Source organism: Paludibaculum fermentans (assembly GCF_015277775.1).
Lineage (GTDB): Bacteria > Acidobacteriota > Terriglobia > Bryobacterales > Bryobacteraceae > Paludibaculum > Paludibaculum fermentans.
The window spans coordinates 8,797,936-8,812,819 of sequence record NZ_CP063849.1 but is presented as its reverse complement, the minus strand read 5'-3'; the positions used below and the strand labels follow the sequence as shown (position 1 = coordinate 8,812,819).

At 63.6% G+C, this 14,884-nt stretch carries 13 protein-coding genes; 9 read left to right on the top strand and 4 right to left on the bottom strand.

Going from position 1 to position 14,884, the window contains the following annotated elements; translation table 11 throughout:
- Positions 1-176 precede the first annotated feature (176 nt).
- From IRI77_RS35040 to IRI77_RS35025, 4 genes are all read left to right on the top strand, one after another.
- Positions 177-1,244: a hypothetical protein gene (locus IRI77_RS35040; protein ID WP_194449563.1), complete on the top strand. Its 1,068-nt coding sequence runs from the start codon at positions 177-179 to the stop codon at positions 1,242-1,244.
- A gap of 144 nt (positions 1,245-1,388) precedes the next feature.
- Positions 1,389-2,792, top strand: a complete 1,404-nt coding sequence (locus tag IRI77_RS35035) for an MBL fold metallo-hydrolase (RefSeq protein WP_194449562.1) — start codon at positions 1,389-1,391, stop codon at positions 2,790-2,792.
- Between the two features lie 42 nt (positions 2,793-2,834).
- Positions 2,835-3,494, top strand: coding sequence for a peroxiredoxin (locus IRI77_RS35030; RefSeq protein WP_194449561.1), 660 nt, complete (start codon positions 2,835-2,837; stop codon positions 3,492-3,494).
- 91 nt (positions 3,495-3,585) lie between these two features.
- Complete coding sequence (locus IRI77_RS35025; protein ID WP_194449560.1) at positions 3,586-4,986, top strand: sulfite oxidase; 1,401 nt, start codon at positions 3,586-3,588, stop codon at positions 4,984-4,986.
- 74 nt (positions 4,987-5,060) lie between these two features.
- Here the strand turns inward: IRI77_RS35025 and IRI77_RS35020 are convergent, their stop codons facing one another.
- Positions 5,061-5,483, bottom strand: coding sequence for a hypothetical protein (locus IRI77_RS35020; protein WP_194449559.1), 423 nt, complete (start codon positions 5,481-5,483; stop codon positions 5,061-5,063).
- Between the two features lie 240 nt (positions 5,484-5,723).
- Between IRI77_RS35020 and IRI77_RS35015 the strand changes: the two genes are divergently transcribed.
- Entirely contained in the window at positions 5,724-6,416 is a 693-nt protein-coding gene (locus IRI77_RS35015) for a PIG-L deacetylase family protein (protein ID WP_194449558.1), read from the top strand.
- 4 nt (positions 6,417-6,420) lie between these two features.
- Here IRI77_RS35015 and IRI77_RS35010 read toward each other — a convergent pair whose 3' ends face one another.
- Both IRI77_RS35010 and IRI77_RS35005 read right to left on the bottom strand, forming a co-directional pair.
- Positions 6,421-9,057, bottom strand: a complete 2,637-nt coding sequence (locus IRI77_RS35010) for an ABC transporter permease (RefSeq protein WP_194449557.1) — start codon at positions 9,055-9,057, stop codon at positions 6,421-6,423.
- Entirely contained in the window at positions 9,058-9,417 is a 360-nt protein-coding gene (locus IRI77_RS35005) for a PadR family transcriptional regulator (protein ID WP_194449556.1), read from the bottom strand.
- Positions 9,418-9,519: 102 nt separating this feature from the next.
- On the opposite strand from IRI77_RS35005, the gene IRI77_RS35000 reads away from it, so the two are divergent.
- Genes IRI77_RS35000 through IRI77_RS34985 form a run of 4 tightly spaced genes read left to right on the top strand, consistent with a single transcriptional unit; the run spans position 9,520 to position 13,511 of the window.
- Positions 9,520-9,813: a DUF1844 domain-containing protein gene (locus IRI77_RS35000; protein WP_194449555.1), complete on the top strand. Its 294-nt coding sequence runs from the start codon at positions 9,520-9,522 to the stop codon at positions 9,811-9,813.
- Positions 9,806-10,594, top strand: a complete 789-nt coding sequence (locus IRI77_RS34995) for an MBL fold metallo-hydrolase (RefSeq protein ID WP_194449554.1) — start codon at positions 9,806-9,808, stop codon at positions 10,592-10,594. The genes IRI77_RS35000 and IRI77_RS34995 overlap by 8 nt, the downstream gene beginning before the upstream one ends.
- A gap of 10 nt (positions 10,595-10,604) precedes the next feature.
- The gene (gene ribF, locus IRI77_RS34990; RefSeq protein ID WP_228486483.1) at positions 10,605-11,576 is read left to right on the top strand and encodes a riboflavin biosynthesis protein RibF; all 972 of its coding nucleotides are present in this window, start codon (positions 10,605-10,607) and stop codon (positions 11,574-11,576) included.
- A gap of 15 nt (positions 11,577-11,591) precedes the next feature.
- The gene (locus IRI77_RS34985) at positions 11,592-13,511 is read left to right on the top strand and encodes a prolyl oligopeptidase family serine peptidase (protein WP_194449553.1); all 1,920 of its coding nucleotides are present in this window, start codon (positions 11,592-11,594) and stop codon (positions 13,509-13,511) included.
- Here the strand turns inward: IRI77_RS34985 and IRI77_RS34980 are convergent.
- Positions 13,501-14,820 (bottom strand): Gfo/Idh/MocA family protein, encoded by a 1,320-nt coding sequence (locus IRI77_RS34980; protein ID WP_194449552.1) that lies wholly within the window; start codon positions 14,818-14,820, stop codon positions 13,501-13,503. The genes IRI77_RS34985 and IRI77_RS34980 overlap by 11 nt on opposite strands.
- Positions 14,821-14,884 lie beyond the last annotated feature (64 nt).

Sequence of the window (14,884 nt, the reverse complement as noted above, 5' to 3'; positions counted from 1 at the left end):
TCGTCGGCGTTCTTCTTATTGCCAACCAGTAAGCGTTCGCGCAGGCCGATGGGGGCGCCAGGCGGGCGCTCAGAGCAGGCGCGGACCGCAGGAGGAATTTCATGGCAACGGTAGCTTCCGCATTCAGTGGGCTCAGGTCGCGGTTCGGTCAACGAACGCAATCGCCCGCCCAGCCGATGCAGATCAGAAACAAGTTCTACAAAGACTTGCGGGAGTTCACCGCTTGGGAACCCTGGGGCGAGCGGCTGGATCACCACGATGGCAACAACGGTTACATCGGCATCACCGGCATGTTCGTCAAGCAGTTCAACTATTCGGCGGAACTGCAGAAGCTGATCGACTATGGTTGGAGATCCGCGGCGCCCGCCCGTCCGGCCACTCCGTCTTTACAACCCAGGGCGGTTACCATCGGGGCGGGCCGCGGCGGCAAGGAAGTGCCGTGCACCCTAAGGACCGGCTTCAAACGCCCGGCGGGCATGTTGAGTGCCTGGGATCACATGCAACTCTTTGAGCAGGTGGGTGCCTACGCCTTCCGCGGGGACCGCCGGAAACCGGAACAGATCCGGGCATCCCGGGGCTTCCAGCCGCCCGCCGCCAGGACCGATGCCACCTACATGAAGGCGATCGCCACCGAGTTTGTCGCATACCTGAAGCGCCGGGCAATTCCGGGCATTACTATTCCCACCGAGGATGATATGGCCGGGTACCTGATTAATCAGGTTTCCCCAGCCGACCGCCGGCTCCTCACCGAATACCACTTCTGGCGCCAGGTGCTTTCGAATGAGCGAATGCATCTTCAGGGCATGACAGACGACTCGTTTCTCAAGGGCTACATCTCCACAACCCGCGAAATCAAAAAGGCGAGGGAAGCTGCCGACGGGACCGCCGGAGGCGCTCACGCTAAGCCAAGAAATCAGGACTTCATGGAGTATGCCCGCGAAGTCACATTGGGCTATTGGGTTTACGCGCTCAGGATCGAATCCGGTTTCCTGATCAAGTCCGGCAAAGGCGGAATCACGAAGCAGGAAGCGGAGATCGCACACCTGGGGCCGCTGGACTGGAAGGATGTTTATGGCTTCGCCGGCACCGGCGCATTGGGTGACAGCACCGTCTACATCCGGAACATGTTTCAGCAGCAGGACTACAAGGCCTTCTGCCAGGTACTCGCGCAACTCTCCTCCATCGTAGGCAAGCTACCGGAGGGATTTCGCCTTGTAAATGACCAACTGGTTCAAACCACTTAGCTCCGCGGCGCGAGCTGCCGCGCCTTCGAGTGACGGGCGCGGAGGTGCTCAGCGCCTGGGGCGAGCGCTGCGATCCCCTGCCTCTCTGGGAAAGGGGAGGGGATCGCGCGGCAGGCGGTCGGCACACACTTTCTTGGGAACCCTATGATCCTGAAACAGTACTACCTGGGCTGCCTCGCGCACGCCTCCTACCTGCTGGGAGACGAGGCCAGCACCACCGCTATCATTGTCGACCCGCAGCGCGACATCCAAAAATATCTGGCCGACGCTGAGGCCTTCGGACTGCAGATCCGCCACGTTTTCCTGACGCACTTCCACGCGGACTTCCTCGCCGGCCACCTGGAATTGCGCGACCAATGCGGAGCTACCATCCATCTCGGTGCCCGCGGACAGGCGGAGTACGCCTTCCAGCCAATGCACGATGGTGACACGCTCGACTTCCCTGGCCTACGCCTGCAGGTGCTGGAAACACCCGGCCATACCATCGAGTCGATTTCGATCCTGGTCTTTGATCTCCAAAAGGACGCGACGCAGCCCCACGCCGTCCTCACAGGCGACACGCTCTTCATTGGAGACGTCGGGCGCCCCGACCTGCGGGCTTCTCTCGGTTGGACCGCCAACGACCTGGGTTCCCACCTCTACGACTCCCTGCACGGCAAACTCCTCACGCTGCCCGACGAAACGCTAGTCTACCCCGCCCATGGCGCCGGCTCGCTGTGCGGCAAATCGCTCTCCGCTGACACCGTCTCTCCGCTCGGCGCGCAGCGCCGCATGAACTATGCGCTGCAGCCCATGTCCAGGGAAGAGTTCATTCGCCTTGTCACGGCAGACCAGCCCGACGCCCCTCCCTACTTCACTTACGACGCCATCCTGAACACCCGCGAGCACGCCACCTTGGACCGCAACCTCCAACGAGTCCTGCAGCCCGTCGATCTCAACGAGGTCCTTGCCATGGGCGATGCCGGAGCCCAGATTCTCGATGTCCGCGATCCGGCCGAGTATGCCAAAGGCCACCTCGCCGGCAGCATCAACATCGGATTGGGCGGGCAGTACGCCACCTGGGCCGGCACGGTGCTCGACCGCTCCAAACCAATCGTGATCATCTCAGAGCCCGGCCGGGAGCAGGAGGCAGCCCTCCGCCTGGGCCGCATCGGCTTCGATCATGTCAAAGGCTACCTCGGCAGTGGAATGGAAGCCCTGGCTGGTCGACCAGACCTAGTCTGGCCCACGGAACGCGTCAGCGCCCCCGTCGTCGCCGAAGAACTGGCCGGCAACAATCCGCCTCTTCTTCTCGATGTCAGGAACCCGCGCGAGTGGGCGGCCAAACACATTGCCGGCAGCCTGAACGTGCCTCTCAACCATCTCCAGGAGCGCCTCTCGGAGATCCCCCGAGACTGCCGCATCGCGGTCCATTGCGCCGGCGGTTACCGGTCGTCCATCGCCGCCAGCATCCTGCATCAGAATGGAATTACGCTCTTAATAGAAATGGCCGGCGGTCTCGCCGCCTGGGAAGCGGCCAGCCTGAAACTCGCACCCGCCGTGCTTTGACGCCTTGCACCACGAATATCCAACCGAAATAGGAGACTAGCCATGAGCTTGCGCATCAACGATGTAGCCCCCGATTTTTCCGCTGAAACCACGCAGGGACCCATCCACTTCCACGAATGGATCGGAGATGGATGGGCGATCCTGTTCTCCCATCCCAAGGACTTCACCCCCGTCTGCACCACCGAACTCGGCTATGTGGCTCGCCTGCAGCCTGAATTCGAGAAGAGAAACTGCAAGGTCATCGGGTTGAGCGTGGATCCCGTTACCAACCACGGCAAGTGGGCCGCCGACATTGAGGAGACCCAGGGCTACGCCGTGAATTACCCGATGATCGGCGACCCGGAACTCAATGTCGCGAAGCTTTACGACATGCTGCCCGCCGAGGCCGGAACCACATCGGAGGGCCGTACCGCCGCCAACAATGCCACTGTCCGCACCGTCTTCATTGTCGGCCCCGACAAGAAGATCAAGCTGATGCTGATCTACCCCATGACCACCGGCCGGAACTTCGACGAGGTGCTGCGGGTTCTCGACTCCATGCAGCTCACCGCCGCTCACAAAGTAGCCACTCCGGTGAACTGGAAGCAGGGGGAGGACGTCATCATCGTCCCCGCGGTGTCCGACGAGGAAGCCAAACAGAAGTACCCCAACGGCTGGAAGACGCTCAAACCGTATCTGAGGATCGTGCCCCAGCCGGAATAATCTCGACACGGGGGCCGCTGCCGCTTCCGCCGCCCGAAAGACCGGTGGAGGCAACGCAGCGGCCCGTGGCGCCTGGCCGCCGCCAATCCCTATGCCTCTCTTCATCGTTCGACATCAGCACGCTCCCGAAACCTGCCCTGCGGCGGACCCGGATCATGGCGCCGATCTCCTCAACCACCTCAGCCGCCCCAATGTGCGCAAACACGGCGTCACCATGCGGGCTGAAGCGGTGGTGCGTGGGGAACACACCGTTTACCTAATCGTCGAAGCGGCCGGCCAGGATCAGGTTCTCGACTTCATGGCGCCCTTCGCCCTCGCCGGCAGCCTGGACGTCTACCCTGCTTCCACTTGCGCCGGTGTCGTTTCAAGAGGCGGATGCGGGGCCTCGGATGCCCCCGAGGATGACGCTATGCCGGCGCTCGATCCCGAAGAGGCCTGCCAGCAGGCAATCGAAGACGGCCTGGTGGTCCATCGTGCTCACCCGCTGAACGGCGAGATCTCCATCCCCGATCTCATCGGCGGCATCGTCATGCCGAACGCCCGGTTCTATATCCGCAACCACTTTCAGATTCCGAAACTCGACCGCGAAACATGGCGGCTCCGCGTGCACGGCCTGGTCGACAACCCCCTCAGCCTCTCCTGGCGGGACATCGCGAACCTGCCCGCGCAGTCAAGGCTGGTGACCCTGGAATGCGCCGGCAACGGCCGTTCCACCATGGAGCCCAAAACCAGCGGCGAGCAATGGAACCTCGGCGCCGTCAGCACCGCGGAATGGACCGGCGTGCCTTTGCTGGAGGTGCTCCAGCGCGCAGGCGTCCAGCCCAGCGCGCAGCACATCGTCTTCCGGGGCGCCGATAGCGGCCTCGTCGATGGCCACTCCAGCCCGGTCCTTTTCGAGCGCAGCCTGAGCATCGACGAGGCTCGCTTCTCGGAAACCCTGCTCGCCTATGCCATGAACGGCGAGGCGCTGCCCCTGCAGCACGGCTTTCCCTTGCGCGTGATCGTGCCCAGTTGGTACGCCGTCGCCTCGGTCAAATGGCTGACGGAAATTGAAGTCATCGACCGGCCCTTCGAGGCCTTCTATCAAACCGAACGCTACTACATCGACCACCAAGTCGACGGACGGGTGGAGCGGGAACCGGTCCGGCTGCAACGAGTGCGCAGCCTGATCACTGAGCCGGCGCCGCACTCGTCCGTCGAGCGCGGCGAACTCGTAGTGCGCGGGGTAGCGTGGTCCGGTGCGGCCCCCATCGCCGGAGTCAAAGTGAAACTGAACGAAGGCCCGTGGCTGGAGGCCCGCCTGCTGGGCGACAGAAAGCGGCATAGCTGGCAGTGGTGGGAATTACTGACCCGCGTGGAAGTGCCCGGCAATTGCGTCATCCGAGCCCGGGCCGCCGACCTCGACGGCCGCGTCCAGCCGGAATCGCCGGAATGGAACCACTTCGGCTACTGCAACAACGCACTCCGGCCGGTCCACGTCGTCGTGCGCTGAGCGGGTGACGCCACGGATGATCCACTCCGCTTCACCGTCGAAGCGGCGTGGGCGCGGAGATCGAGATTCAGAGGCTATTGCGACAGTTTCTCCGCGCTTTGGAGACCAGTCTCTCCACGCCACCTCGCCAGCCTCGCCAAGGCGTACACGCACATGCCCACCGACACCTGCCACACCACGAAGCAGAGGCTCATGCCATACTCCGGCCACCGCAGGGTAAACGGCCAGGCCGACACCAGGCCCACGGCGCCGGTCATCGCGCTGATGCGCACCCAGCCGCCCTTGCCCCACCCCACAGCCATGCCCAGGCCCACAACCAGCCCACCCACCAAACCGGCCAGATACATTCCGATGGCTGCGTGGCTGTTTTGATCGCCCCGAATTGCGACGGAAAACGCCAGGTGCCAAGCCAGGCAGACCAGCAGCACGGCCGGCAGCAGCCGCTGCCAAGGCCGCACGCATACCACTCCGCAGAGCACGGCGAAAGGAATCGGCACCAGAAATGTACCCACCTCCTTCGATTTGAATAACACATTGCCTGATATCACCCCGCAGGCCACCAATCCGCCCGCAAATCCGAGAATGCGTACAATTTCCGAAGTTTTCGCTTGCTGATTCATCGCATGTTTAGCCTGCCCACATCCTACTCCTTTCGTGGCGCATGCCTTGAGCGAAGAAAATCAAACCTCACCACGGCCGGCGCGCCAGTCCGCCTTTCTGAGTTAGCATTGTCTCCAATGCCAAAGACTCTCCTGGCCATGGGGGCCCACTACGACGACTGTGTCTTTGGAGTGCCCGGCACCATGCTCCAGGCCATTCAGCAAGGCTGGCGTGTGGTGATCGCGGCCCTCATCGGCGACTACACCAACTGGGCTCCGGTGAAGGGCCGTGAAAAGGCCCTCGTCGACGGCTCAAAGGAGCTCGCGCACCACTACGGCGCCGAGATGCGCTTCCTCGATTTCTCCTCGCACATGTTCGACGTCACCACCCCCGCGAAGCAGAAGGTGGCGGAGCTTGTCGCCGACGTGAAGCCTGACATGGCGATCATCCTCTGGCATAGCGATACCCACGACGACCACCGTGTCGCCTCCCCGCTCTGCGAGATCGCCGTGAAGAACGCGAACCAGATCCTGGGCCGCACCGATGCGGTCGCGCCCCGCCAGATCTATTACTACGACAACGGCCCGCGCCACACCCGAGGCTTTGAACCGGACACCTTTGTCGACGTGACGGCGGAGTGGGCCGCAGCCAGCGAATGGCTGGCCAAGCTCATGGCGCTGATGCGCAACCAGGCCTACGACCCGGCCCAGCGCGACTCCGCCGTCGACCTGAAGACCGCCATTGCGGCCTATCGCGGAGCCACCTGCGGCGTCCGCTACGCCGAAGCGCTCAAGGCCTACGATCAGCGGCCCGTGAAACTCTTCGGCTAGCACGCTACTCGTGCCGCAGCGCCGTGAGCGGATCCACCCGTCCAGCCCGCCGGGCCGGCAGATAACCTGCGGCCATGGCCACCAAGCCCAGCAGCGCCGCCGCAATCAACTGCGATACTCCGTCCGCCGGCGTGACGCCGAACAACATCGATTCCGCGGCATGCGACACCAGCACGGAGACCGGGATCCCCACTGCCAGGCCCAGCGCGATCACGCCCATGGTCCTGCGAAGGATCGACCACGCCACCTGGCCCGGCATCGCGCCCAGTGCCATCCGCACCCCGATCTCGGAGGTTTTCCGGGCCACGGAGTACGACAGCACTCCATACAGGCCCACGGCCGAGAGCACCAGCGCCAGCAGGCCGAACGCCGTCGCCAGGGTGGAGATCAGGCGCTCCTGGATCAGCCACTCATCCATCTGCCGGGCCAGTGTCCCACTGCGCAGGATGTGGACATCCGGACCCAGGCCTCGCAAACGGGCCAATACCGCCGGCAGCACCAGCTCGGGATCTCCGGCGGTCTTCACGCTTAAGGTCTGCCGCGCGCCCATGTCCATCGGCTGGCGGATCGAGATGTACAGGAAGCGCCGCGGCGCCTTCCGCAGATCCTCCTGCATCACGTCGGACACCACGCCGATAATCCGCACCGTCCTCTTGTTCATGACAACATCCGTCCCGATCGGATCCTTGTCGCCAAAGAAGTGCTTGCGCGCACTCTCGTTGATCAGGCCGACGTACGGCGTCCCCGCCCGGTCGCGGTCCGTGAAGTCACGCCCGCGCAACAGCGGGATTCCCAAGGTCCGAAAGTAGCCGTCACTGGCGGTGATCAGGCCTATGCTGTGCGCCTCACGCGACTCCGACTGGAAGCCTGGAGCGTCGAACGCAACACCCCGCCCGTTCCCATCCAACGGGGTCATGGACGACAAGGCCGCCGCTTCCACGCCTGGCAACGACCGCACCTCCGGCAGCAGCCGGTCCCACAAAGCGGTACGGTTCTCCGCCTCCGGATAGGAATCATGCGGCAGATGCACGCCCACCAGCGCCACCCGGCTCACGTTGAACCCCATGTCCTGCCGATGGAGATTCTGCAAGGTCCGCAGAAAGAGGGTCGCGCCCACCAGCAGGATCAGCGAAAGCGCCACCTGGAAGGCCACCAGCAACTGCCCCAGGCGCCCGCCGCCGCGCGACATGGTCGATCGTCCGCCATCCTTCATCGCGCCGTTCGGATCCGATCGCAGCGCACGCAGCATCGGAGCCGCACCAAACAGCAGCGAGGCCAGCAGCGAGGCGCCCACCGTGAAGCCCAGCACGCGCCAATCCCAATGAACCTCCAATTGAATCGGTCTTGCGCCGCCGGCGAAAAACGAGGTCAGCCCGCGCACGGCCCACAAGGCGACCAGCAGGCCGGTCACCGCACCCGCCGCGAACAGCAGCCCGGTCTCCGTCAACAACTGCCGGAACAGCCGCCCCCGTCCGGCCCCAATCGCCACCCGCAGCGCGAACTCGCGCGCCCGCTGCGCCGATCGCGCCAGCAGCAGGTTCGTGATGTTGGCGCACGCAATCAACAACACCAGGCCTACCACGACCATGAGGGCCCACAGCGGCTTCGAGAATCGCCGCCGCAATTGGTCCAGGCCTTGCGAGGCAGGCGCCAGTTCCAAGTGGTGAAAATTGTTGCGCCTTACTTCGGCCGGAACGGGGAACTCATCCATGAAGGTTTGGAAGATGCGGTCTGTCTCCTGGCGCGCCACCTCCGGATTCACCCCCGGTTTCAGCCGAGCCACCGCACTGAACCACCAGGAACCTGTGTCCTTCAGCATCTCGTCGGTCAATGACATGGGAATGGTGAGATCGTCGGTACGGCCCGGCAGCAAGCCACGGAACTCCGCGGCGGTCACGCCGACAATCGTGAACAACTGGCCACCCATCACCCCGTCCCACTTGAAGGTGTGCCCGATCGCACTCGGGCTACCGCCAAATCGGCGCTGCCAGAAGTCGTAGCTGATCACCGCCACAGGTGGATCCAGTCTTGCGTCCTCCGGGGTCAACAGCCGGCCCGCCGCCGGCTTGATGCCCAACAGCCGGAAGTAATCGCCAGAGACCCGCGCCGCATCCACCTGCTCAATGGGCCCGTCGAAACGGATCCCCACATCGGTGTTCGTGAACGCGGCCATGCCCGAATACGACGCCGTCTGCGTCCGGAAGCGCTCGAAACAGGGATAGGGCGGAGCCGGCCCCCGGCCCTTTGGGCCCGCAGCCGCCAGGAACACCAGTTGCTCCGGCGCCTGCACGGGCAGCGACCGCAGCAGCACCGCGTCGATCAGGCTGAAGATCGCCGTATTCGCACCCATGCCCAACGCCAGTGTCGCCACGACAGCGGCCGTGAATCCGGGAGCCTTCCGCATCATCCGCAGCCCGTGCCGCAAATCCTGTGAAAACTCGTCCAGCCAGCGCAGGCGGTTCTTCTCATAGAACCGTTCCTCGGCGCCCAGCACATTGCCGAACGCCTTCTTGGCCGCCAGCCGCGCCTCCCTTTCGGACAGCCCCTCCTGCTTCAAGGCCTCCGCCTCGAGTTCCAGGTGCGCCCGGATCTCTTCCTGAAAGTCGTTCACACTCCGTTTGCGCCGCCAGAACATGGCCATCTATGCCTCCTGCTCTTCCGGTCCCAGAATCAGCCCGATCGCCCGGGCCAGCCGCCGCCACTGGCTGGCCTTCACAGCCAATTGAGCCCGGCCCTCGTCCGTAAGCGAATAGAACCGCGCCTTGCGGTTGTTGTCCGATACGCCCCACTCCGCACTGATCCAGCCTTTATCCTCCAGCCTCTGCAGTGCCAGGTACAACGACCCATGATCCACCAGGAAGGTGTCTTCCGAGGTCTGCTGGATATGCCGCGCAATGCCCTGCCCGTGCCGCGGGCCCAAAACGAGCATTCTCAGAATCAGCAGGTCGAGCGTGCCCTGCAACAGGGCGATGCGATCATCGTCAGGCTTTTGGGTAGGCATCCGACATCAGTATTGGCTGACTTGGGTCGGATGTCAACCCAAGCGGATGTAAACCTTACCGTGCTTCATTTTTCTTGCTCCTTCTCCGTACAATGGAGAGCGATGAGCGATTTCGACTTTCTCGTTCTGTCTCTCCGTGCCGACGCGGAAATGCAGCTCGGCCTCTACCCGCGCGGCGACCAGCCGGCCGAAGTCCAACTCCCCATGGCACGCAAGATGATCGACCTGCTCGCCATGCTCCAGGAGAAGACCAAGGGCAACCTGTTGCTGGAAGAGCAGCGCAACCTCGACAATACGGTCACGGAACTCAGGTTCCGCTATCTGCAGGCATTTGAAGCGGAAGGGAAAAAGGCGGCGGAAGCCTCCAAGACGGCGGAAGCCCCGGCCAATGGCTGAGGCCCCTCGCAGTCTCACCCTCACCGTCCTCGGCTCCGGCACCAGTGTGGGCGTGCCCACCATCGGGTGCCACTGCAAAGTCTGTACGTCCAATGATCCGCGCGATACGCGCCTGCGGCCCTCCGTGTGCGTCCGCTGGGACCAGCGGGTCGTCATGATCGATACCGGCCCCGACTTTCGCCAGCAGGCGCTCACTCATCAGTTGGACCGGCTCGACGCCGTCCTCTACACCCACCCGCACGCTGACCACATCCTCGGCCTCGACGACCTGCGCCCCTTCAACTACCGCCAGAAGGAGCCCATCCCCATCTACGCCTCGGCGTTCACCATGGAGGTCATCCGCCGCATCTTCAGCTACATCTTCCACGATGGCCCCACCGAATCGTCGCGGCCCAAGATCGAGGCCCACGTCTTCGACGGCACGCCCATCCTGGTGGACGGCATCGAGTTCAAGCCCATCCCGGTGAAGCACGGCAGCGGTGAATGCCACGGCTACCGCTTCGGCCGCGCCGCCTACCTCACTGATCACAGCGAGATCCCCGAGGAATCAATGGCCCTGCTGGAAGGCCTTGATGTGCTTTTCCTGGATGCCCTCCGCTATAAGCCGCACCCCACGCATTCCACCGTGGATCAGAGCCTCAAAACCGTGGCCCGCCTGAAGCCGAAAGCGACCTACTTTACGCACATCTCGCACGACCTGCTCCATGCCCGGGCCCAGGAACTGCTGCCCGAACACGTCTACCTCGCCTACGACGGCCTGCAGATCGCGATAGAAGCCTGAACCCACACTCATGACGACGCCCATCCGCATCTTTCGCGGCCTCGATGAAGCGCGCCACGGCTTTGCGCCTTCCGCCGTCACCATCGGCAACTTCGACGGCGTGCATGCCGGCCATCGTGAACTGATGCGCCGCACGCTGACCACCGCCGCCGAGCTCGGAGTGAAGCCCTCGGCCATCACGTTCCATCCACACCCCACCACGATCGTCGCTCCGGAACGCGCGCCGCGCCTGCTCACCACCCCCGATGAACGGTGCGCCCTCATGGCCGCCGACGGCATCCAGCAGGTGCTCATCCTGCCCTTCGACCGCGAACTGGCCAACCTCACCCCGGACGAGTTCCTGCATCGCGTCCTGCTCGACATCCTGGGCGCCCGCGCCGTCATCGTCGGCAACAACTTCCATTTCGGACGCAAGCAATCCGGCACCATCGGGGACCTGCGCCGCTGCCCTGGCCTCCGGACCGAAATCGTCCCGCTGCTCATCCGGCGCGGCATCCCGGTCTCGTCCAGCGAAATCCGAGGCCTGCTCGCCGCAGGCAACATCAACAAGGCCAATCGCCTGCTGGAACGCCCCTATTCCATCACCGGCTCTGTGGTGCCCGGCGACGGCCGCGGCTCGAAGCAGACCGTGCCCACCCTGAACCTCCAAACCAGCTCGCTGGAAGACTCGACCTCCGCCCTGCCCGCCGACGGAGTCTACATCACCCGGACGACCGACCCGGATTCCGGCCGCCGCTGGGACTCCGTCACCAACATCGGCTTCCGCCCCACCTTCGACGGCCAGCACCTGACCATCGAGACGTTTCTGTTCGGCCCGTTCGTCGACCTTGCCCCCGCCCGCATCAGGCTCGAATTCCTCTTCCGCCTCCGCGCCGAGCGCAAGTTCGACTCCGCCGATGCCTTGCGTACCCAGATCATCAGGGATGTCACCCGCGCCCAGAAGTACTTCCGTCGTGTGCATCAATTCGTACATGCGGGTTAAGATGGCGGAACGCCCATGTTCCGTCTACTGCTGATCCTCGCCGCCGCTCTCCAAGCCGAGCCCGTCCGCCCCGTCCCGCCGCCGGGCGTGGACGTTCCCGCCGCCGACCGCAAGGACCTCGAGGCCGGCCTCCAACGCCTGCACTCGTCCCTCGAAAAACTAAAGGGCAATCCGCTGCTGCCGGACGTGCAGATCTACCACGAGGCGGCCCGCTACGCCTTGCAGTACAACGAGTTCTTCAAATCCGAGGAGATCTTCAAGGCCAAGGAACTGCTGCGCGAAGGCCAGGTCCGGGCTGATCAACTCCTCAAAGGCGAAGCCCCCTGGACCACCGCGACCGGCCTGGTCGTGCGCGGCTACGTCTCGAAGATCGACAAAAGTGTCCAGCCGTATGGGCTCTACATCCCGCCCAACGGACCCCGGCGCTGGCGGCTGGATGCCTGGTTCCATGGGCGGAGCGAAGTCCTGAGCGAAGTGAACTTCCTGTGGGAGCGCGAGCACAGCGTGGGCGAGTTCACACCGCCCGATTCCATCGTCCTGTTCCTGTATGGAAGATACTGCAATGCCAATAAGTTAGCGGGGGAAGTCGATCTCTTCGAGGCGCTGGCGGACGTCAAGCGCCATTACCCCATCGACGACAACCGGATCGTGGTTCGCGGCTTTAGCATGGGCGGAGCCGCGGCCTGGCACATTGCCGCCCACCATGCCGGATTGTGGGCCGCCGCCGCGCCTGGCGCCGGGTTTAGCGAAACACCGGAATTCCTCAAGCTGACGCCGGAGCAGATCGCCGCCACACCGGAGTGGGAGAAGGCGCTCTGGCACATGTACAACGCCACCGATTACGCCTCTAATTTCTATAACTTACCGGTGGTCGCCTACAACGGCGACATCGATCCGCAGAAACAGGCGGCGGACGTCATGGAACGCGAGCTCAAGCTGGAAGGGATGCAGTTGAGCCGGGTCTACGGTCCCAACACTGGCCACCGCTATCATCCTGATTCGAAACCACAAATCAACGCGATCGTGGACGCCAACTCGACCCGCGATCCCTATCCGTCCAGGATCCGCTTTACAACCTGGACTCTTTCGTACAACCGCATGAAGTGGGTGGTGGTCGAAGGGCTTGAAAAGCACTGGCAGCGCGCCCGTGTCGACGCCCAGCAAACGGAAACCGGCGTCGAGGCCAAAACGACAGGTGTTGTTTTACTCAATTTCGAGTTCGGGCCGGGCGGCGCGAAGCCCGATTTTCGGACCGTCACCGTGGACGGTCAGAAACTGACGGTGAATTCACCGCAAACCGACCGCAGTTGGACGGTGAAACTGCGCAAAACCGCCGGGCGGTGGACGGTGGCCGGTGGTGAGGAGCCCGGACTCCACAAAGTCCATGGACTCCAGGGTCCTATCGACGACGCCTTTCTTGACTCGTTCGTATTTGTTAAACCGAGCGGGACGCCGCTGTCGGAAAAGACGGGCGAGTGGACGGCCAGTGAGCTCAGCCGGGCCATCCGCGAGTGGCGGCGTCAGTTCCGGGGCGACGCCCAGGTCCTGGACGACTCCGCCGTGACCGACGACGTGATCGCGTCCAGCAACCTGGTGTTGTGGGGCGACCCGCACAGCAACCGGATCCTGGCCCGCATCCTCGACAAGCTGCCCGTCCAGTGGACCGCCGAGGCCGTGGTCTTCCAGGGCCGGCGCTACCCGGCAGCCACCCACGTACCCGTCCTGATCTTTCCGAATCCTTTGAATCCAAAGAAGTACGTGGTGCTGAATAGCGGCGTGACGTTCCGCGAGTTCGACAACCTGAACAACGCCCGCCAGGTGCCCAAGCTGCCCGACTGGGCGATCCTGGACACCACCCAACCGCCGGAAGAACACACTCCGGGCAAGGTGGTCACGGCCGGCTTCTTCAATGAAAACTGGGGACTTACGCCTTAACGTCGTCCCGGGCGAAGTCCCATTGCACCATGCGGCCCTCGCGGGCGCTCTGGTTGACCATGTGGGCGCAAGCCGCCGCATGATGGCCCGCCACCGCGTCTTCCCAGTAGGATTTGCGGGTCTTGATTGAGTTCAGAAAGTGCCAGAAGTGGATGATGGTGGCGTCCTGCCCCTGTTCGCGCCACTCGGTGCCGCCTTCCACCAGATGGGCCTTGGCGAGCGACGGCATCTCTTCCTTCTGGACCTTCGGGTCTTTGTAATAAGCCTCTTCCAGCTTCTTCGGCCACGACTCGACGATCCAGCGGTTGTCTTCGCCGATGTGCTCCGGCCAGTACTTCAGCTCGCCCCAGCCGACGGACAAAGTGCCTTCGGTACCCAGGAACATGAAGCTCGCCTCAGAGCTCGACTGGTTGTTGAACGTCGAGCTGAGGTTCACGGTGAATCCTTCCGGATACTCGAGTACGGCATTGAGCGTATCGGGCACGTCGCGCGATTCTTTCCAACGATATAGCCCGCCCATGCCCATCACCTTGGACGGCACTTTGGCGTCCATCAGGAAGTGGATGGTGGTGCAGAGATGCACGAACAGGTCCGTGGCAATGCCGCCGGAGTAGTCGCGATAGCAGCGCCAGCGGAAGAACCGTTCCAGATCGAAGCCGTGCTTGGGAGCCGACCCCAGGAACATGTCCCAGTTCACGGTCTGCGGATTGGCGTCGGGCGGGATGGGGTAGATCCAGGCTCCGGAGGCGGAGTTGCGGTTGTAGGCCGCGCGGATCATCGTCACCTTGCCCAGCTTGCCTTCCTTGATCATCTGCTTAGCCCGGACCTGCGACATCGTACTCATGCCCTGGGAGCCCACCTGCAGCATGCGGCCCGTGTCCCTGGCCGTGGCGATGATCTCCAGTCCCTCCGCGGACTTATAGGTGAGAGGCTTCTCGCAATAGACGTCCTTGCCAGCCTTCATGGCCTCGACGACGATCTGCTTGTGCCAGTGGTCCGGAGTGGCGCAGATGATGGCGTCGACCGACTTGTCGGCGATGACTTCGCGGTAGTCGCGGCGGATCTTGGCGGTGTTGCCGCGGGTCTCCTTGATGCGGTCGAGCGCGCGTTCCGTGCGGCCGGTGTAGGCGTCCACCACCTGGGTGATCTCGAACTGGGGGTGGGCCATGGCGCCGGCCATCAACTCGTGGGCGCGGGCTCCGCAGCCGATGCAGGCCAGTTGAATGCGGTCGTTCGGGGCGACCTGCGCGCTCATGGACGTGGCCAGAGCAGCGTTCATTTCGAGAAATCCACGACGACTGAAGTCCATGATGGGGGTCTCCTTGCGACCACAAATATTGTATCGCCTGGAGCCAACCGGGCCGGATTCCCGC

What these genes read in the sequence shown, in the direction of transcription:
- IRI77_RS35040 (WP_194449563.1), top strand. Translation starts at nt 177, where the DNA reads ATGCAGATCAGAAACAAGTTCTACAAAGACTTGCGGGAGTTCACCGCT.
- IRI77_RS35035 (WP_194449562.1), top strand. Translation starts at nt 1,389, where the DNA reads ATGATCCTGAAACAGTACTACCTGGGCTGCCTCGCGCACGCCTCCTAC.
- IRI77_RS35030 (WP_194449561.1), top strand. Translation starts at nt 2,835, where the DNA reads ATGAGCTTGCGCATCAACGATGTAGCCCCCGATTTTTCCGCTGAAACC.
- IRI77_RS35025 (WP_194449560.1), top strand. Translation starts at nt 3,586, where the DNA reads ATGCCTCTCTTCATCGTTCGACATCAGCACGCTCCCGAAACCTGCCCT.
- IRI77_RS35015 (WP_194449558.1), top strand. Translation starts at nt 5,724, where the DNA reads ATGCCAAAGACTCTCCTGGCCATGGGGGCCCACTACGACGACTGTGTC.
- IRI77_RS35010 (WP_194449557.1), bottom strand. Translation starts at nt 9,057, where the DNA reads ATGGCCATGTTCTGGCGGCGCAAACGGAGTGTGAACGACTTTCAGGAA.
- IRI77_RS35005 (WP_194449556.1), bottom strand. Translation starts at nt 9,417, where the DNA reads ATGCCTACCCAAAAGCCTGACGATGATCGCATCGCCCTGTTGCAGGGC.
- IRI77_RS35000 (WP_194449555.1), top strand. Translation starts at nt 9,520, where the DNA reads ATGAGCGATTTCGACTTTCTCGTTCTGTCTCTCCGTGCCGACGCGGAA.
- IRI77_RS34995 (WP_194449554.1), top strand. Translation starts at nt 9,806, where the DNA reads ATGGCTGAGGCCCCTCGCAGTCTCACCCTCACCGTCCTCGGCTCCGGC.
- ribF (WP_228486483.1), top strand. Translation starts at nt 10,605, where the DNA reads ATGACGACGCCCATCCGCATCTTTCGCGGCCTCGATGAAGCGCGCCAC.
- IRI77_RS34985 (WP_194449553.1), top strand. Translation starts at nt 11,592, where the DNA reads ATGTTCCGTCTACTGCTGATCCTCGCCGCCGCTCTCCAAGCCGAGCCC.
- IRI77_RS34980 (WP_194449552.1), bottom strand. Translation starts at nt 14,820, where the DNA reads ATGGACTTCAGTCGTCGTGGATTTCTCGAAATGAACGCTGCTCTGGCC.